We start from the raw sequence: 3,548 nt of genomic DNA, 5'->3' as shown, positions 1-3,548 counted from the left end.
TTTTCAATATAATACCAAGTATTATTGTAGTAGATTAAGCCGTTGTAGTTCCAGTTAAGAACACCATTTTGAATATAGTATTGAGTACTGAAATACTTAGTTAGTCCTGTATAATTCCAATCTAACTGTCCATTAGTCACCTTATACCATGTTCCTTCACCATTAACCTGTGATAATGTATTCACTGACCAGTCAATCTTACCGTTCTGAACATAATACCAGTTTCCATTGTATCTTACTAGATTGTTGTAGTTTGTATTTACTCTACCGTTTTCAATATAATACCAAGTATTATTGTAGTAGATTAAGCCGTTGTAGTTCCAGTTAAGAACACCATTTTGAATATAGTATTGAGTACTGAAATACTTAGTTAGTCCTGTATAGTTCCAATCTAACTGTCCATTAGTCACCTTATACCATGTTCCTTCACCATTAACCTGTGATAATGTATTCACTGACCAGTCAATCTTACCGTTCTGAACATAATACCAGTTACCATTGTATTTTACTAGATTGTTGTAGTTTGTATTTACTCTACCGTTTTCAATATAATACCAAGTATTATTGTAGTAGATTAAGCCATTGTAGTTCCAGTCAAGAACACCATTCTGAACATAATACCAAGTACTATAGTATTTTACTAAACCGGTATAATTCCAGTTGAGTTTACCATCTTCTACATAATACCAAGTACCTGTTCCATTAACCTGTGCAAGAGTAGTTTCATGTACAACCTGTCCATCCTGCATTAAGTACCAATCACCATCCACGTAAACTAGATTAGCTTCTGTAGAATGATTATAAGTGACTGTAACTGTCTTAACACCATCAGTATCACCTTTTACTGTGTAGTTATAGTTACCTTTTGGTGCATAATAACCATTAACTTTTGGAAGTGTAATTGTCTTTGTATCACCAACATTTACATTTACATATTCAGTCTTAAGAACTTCTTTTTCTTTATTCACGATATTGATTCTTGTAGTCTGAACCTTACCTAAAGACACTGTATCTTTATAGAACTTTAATGACTGTAGTGCATTACCCTGGATATCAAATAATGTTGCGTTATCCCAGCTTGATCCACCCCATGAAGGCTGACCATTATAATACATTTCATCATCTGGTGCATAACCTACAGCACCCTTAGAAGCCCATCCAGTACCATACTTATCAGCAACTTCTTTATTGTACTCCCAGTTAGTCCATCCGGCTTTCACTGGAATCCATCCTGGCTCCCAATAGAAGCCACCTAAACCGTTATCCTGTTCAGTAAGAACCTTATACATATCAGTTAATTCATCTACCTGACCCTGAGGACCAATTTCATACTGATAAAGTCCATAATCAGAACCGATAGAGTTTGGTGTACCATCACCATCTTCATAACTGTTAACCCATGCAGTTTCCATAACCGCAAATAGCTTTCCTCTTTCTTTTGCAAGAGTCTGTACATCCCTCAACATATCAGGTGTATTCCACCAGAATGGGTAATAAGAAGAACCTAAAACATCATAGTCTACATTTCCTTTTTCCCATGCATCCATGATCATAGAATAGATTTGACGATTAGGTGTTTCAATATGTAATGTAACTAAAGCATCTGGAAGAATTTCACGTACTGCTTTAGAACCTGCATTTAAATAACGGTCTAATACAGAGTACTGAGATTCATTTTTCCAAACAGAATTATTACTGTCTTTATTATGAATACCAGCCATACCTTTGGTAATTTCATTACCAACCTGTACCATACCTACATCAACACCTGCATCTTTAAATTTCTGTAAAGTATCTTTAGTGAAGTCATGGATATTTTCACACATCTTATCTGGATCATTAGCATCCTTCTGCCATGCTTTTGGTAGAATCTGTTTTGCAGGATCTGCCCAGAAATCAGAATAATGGAAGTCAACAAGCACCTTCATACCATACTTAGTTGCTTCTTTACCAATCTTTAATCCATTATCTACAGTGCTATCTCCACCACCGTATGTTTCACCTTTTTCATTGTATGGATCATTCCAGATTCTTAAACGGATATAGTTAACACCATTATCCTTTAAGATTTTCATTAATGGCTGTTCTTTGCCATCATAATCATAATATTTAACACCTGCATTAGTAAGTGCTACATATGATCCAACATCTACACCTCTGATTGTAGATTCAGACATATTAGAAATCTTATTAATAGTGACATTCTTTTCCTTTAAACCAGTATCATCACCATATTCATAAGGATCTCTGTATGAATCAATATCAATATTCCAACCCTGTGCAAAACCAAATACTGCAAGAGAAGTCTGTGCAAGTCCCTGTTCATTAAAGAAACCATTCCAGCTTCCTACATATTCAGCTTCATCATAAATTAAACCACCTGCATTACTATCACTAATAGAAGCACTTAATAAATTATAAATGCTGTCTGCCTGTGTTTCATTAGATGCTGTTTCATCAGCATTCTTACGTGGGAACTTGATGTTAGAAACAATTAACTGCTTATCTGCTGCCTTTTCTTTTACTGTAGTACGTAATGTTTTAACATCATCATTAATACCATTACGATCAGCATAAAGATTAACACCTAAATAGCTATAGTCTACGCCTGCATAACCTAGCTTTTCAATCACATACTGAATACCTTCAGCATCATCAGGTGCTGCAAAACTTAAAGCTGTTTTAACACCTTTTTCATTAATAAGTTTAGAGATGTTAGCCATTGCGACAAAGCCATCCCATCCTCCACCTTCAGTTAGACCAAGGAAATTATAATTCACTTCATTTCCAATAGTCATCATAGTAGGTAAAGCATCATTCTTACTTAAAGTATCAAGTACTTCCTTAGTATAGTCTGTTGCCTTTTCTACCGCATTATCCTGAGTCCATCCTGCAGGTAATTGCTGACTATTTGCATAAGTAACATCATCAGAATAGAATAATGTGATGTTTGTTTTTAAGCCTGCTTCTTTAGCTGCTTTAATTGTTTTGATAGCACTATCTAGTGTATAACATTTAGTTTTATCACTTGCTGTGTCCGGATTAACTGCAACCTTGACAGAAATCGTATTAATTCCCTGTCCCTGTACAAACTTAAATAGGTTATCAATTTTGACGCTCTTGTAATTGTAATACGTTTTACCCCATTCCAAATCCTGCTGATAATGAGTAAAATCTGCACCTAATACAGTCTGATCGTTAATGCCTTCAATCTTCTTGTAATCAGCTACAGAACGACTCAATGATGTTGCAGTGACTTGATTGTTGTTATGCATAGTTGGTACTGGAGTTACTGCACTTACACCAGACATGCCCATCGAACAAACAAGCGCTGCACTTACAAAACTTGTAATCAACTTTTTGTTCATATATATCTACCTTCCTCTTATATATTATGATAACATTTTAACATAATTTCACACAAAGAATCATCCAATGTGACATAAAATGACATATATAGGTAAAAAAATATATTTAGAATAGGGTAGACAAGAAATAATATTAAAAGTTAATTAACTATTATTTCAGTGCCTCCCGTTGCACCGTAC

At 34.7% G+C, this 3,548-nt stretch carries 1 protein-coding gene; it reads right to left on the bottom strand.

What is annotated here, in order from left to right:
* Window positions 1-3,368, bottom strand: a 3,368-nt coding sequence (locus ACFOZZ_RS02095) for a glycosyl hydrolase 53 family protein (protein ID WP_376814606.1), incomplete at its 3' end; no start/stop codon positions are given.
* Window positions 3,369-3,548 lie beyond the last annotated feature (180 nt).

This window comes from Catenibacterium sp. GCM10023432, from assembly GCF_042651925.1.
Classification (GTDB): domain Bacteria; phylum Bacillota_I; class Bacilli_A; order Erysipelotrichales; family Coprobacillaceae; genus Catenibacterium; species Catenibacterium mitsuoka.
Note: the sequence above shows the minus strand (reverse complement) of the source record. Positions and strands in the feature narration are given on the sequence as shown.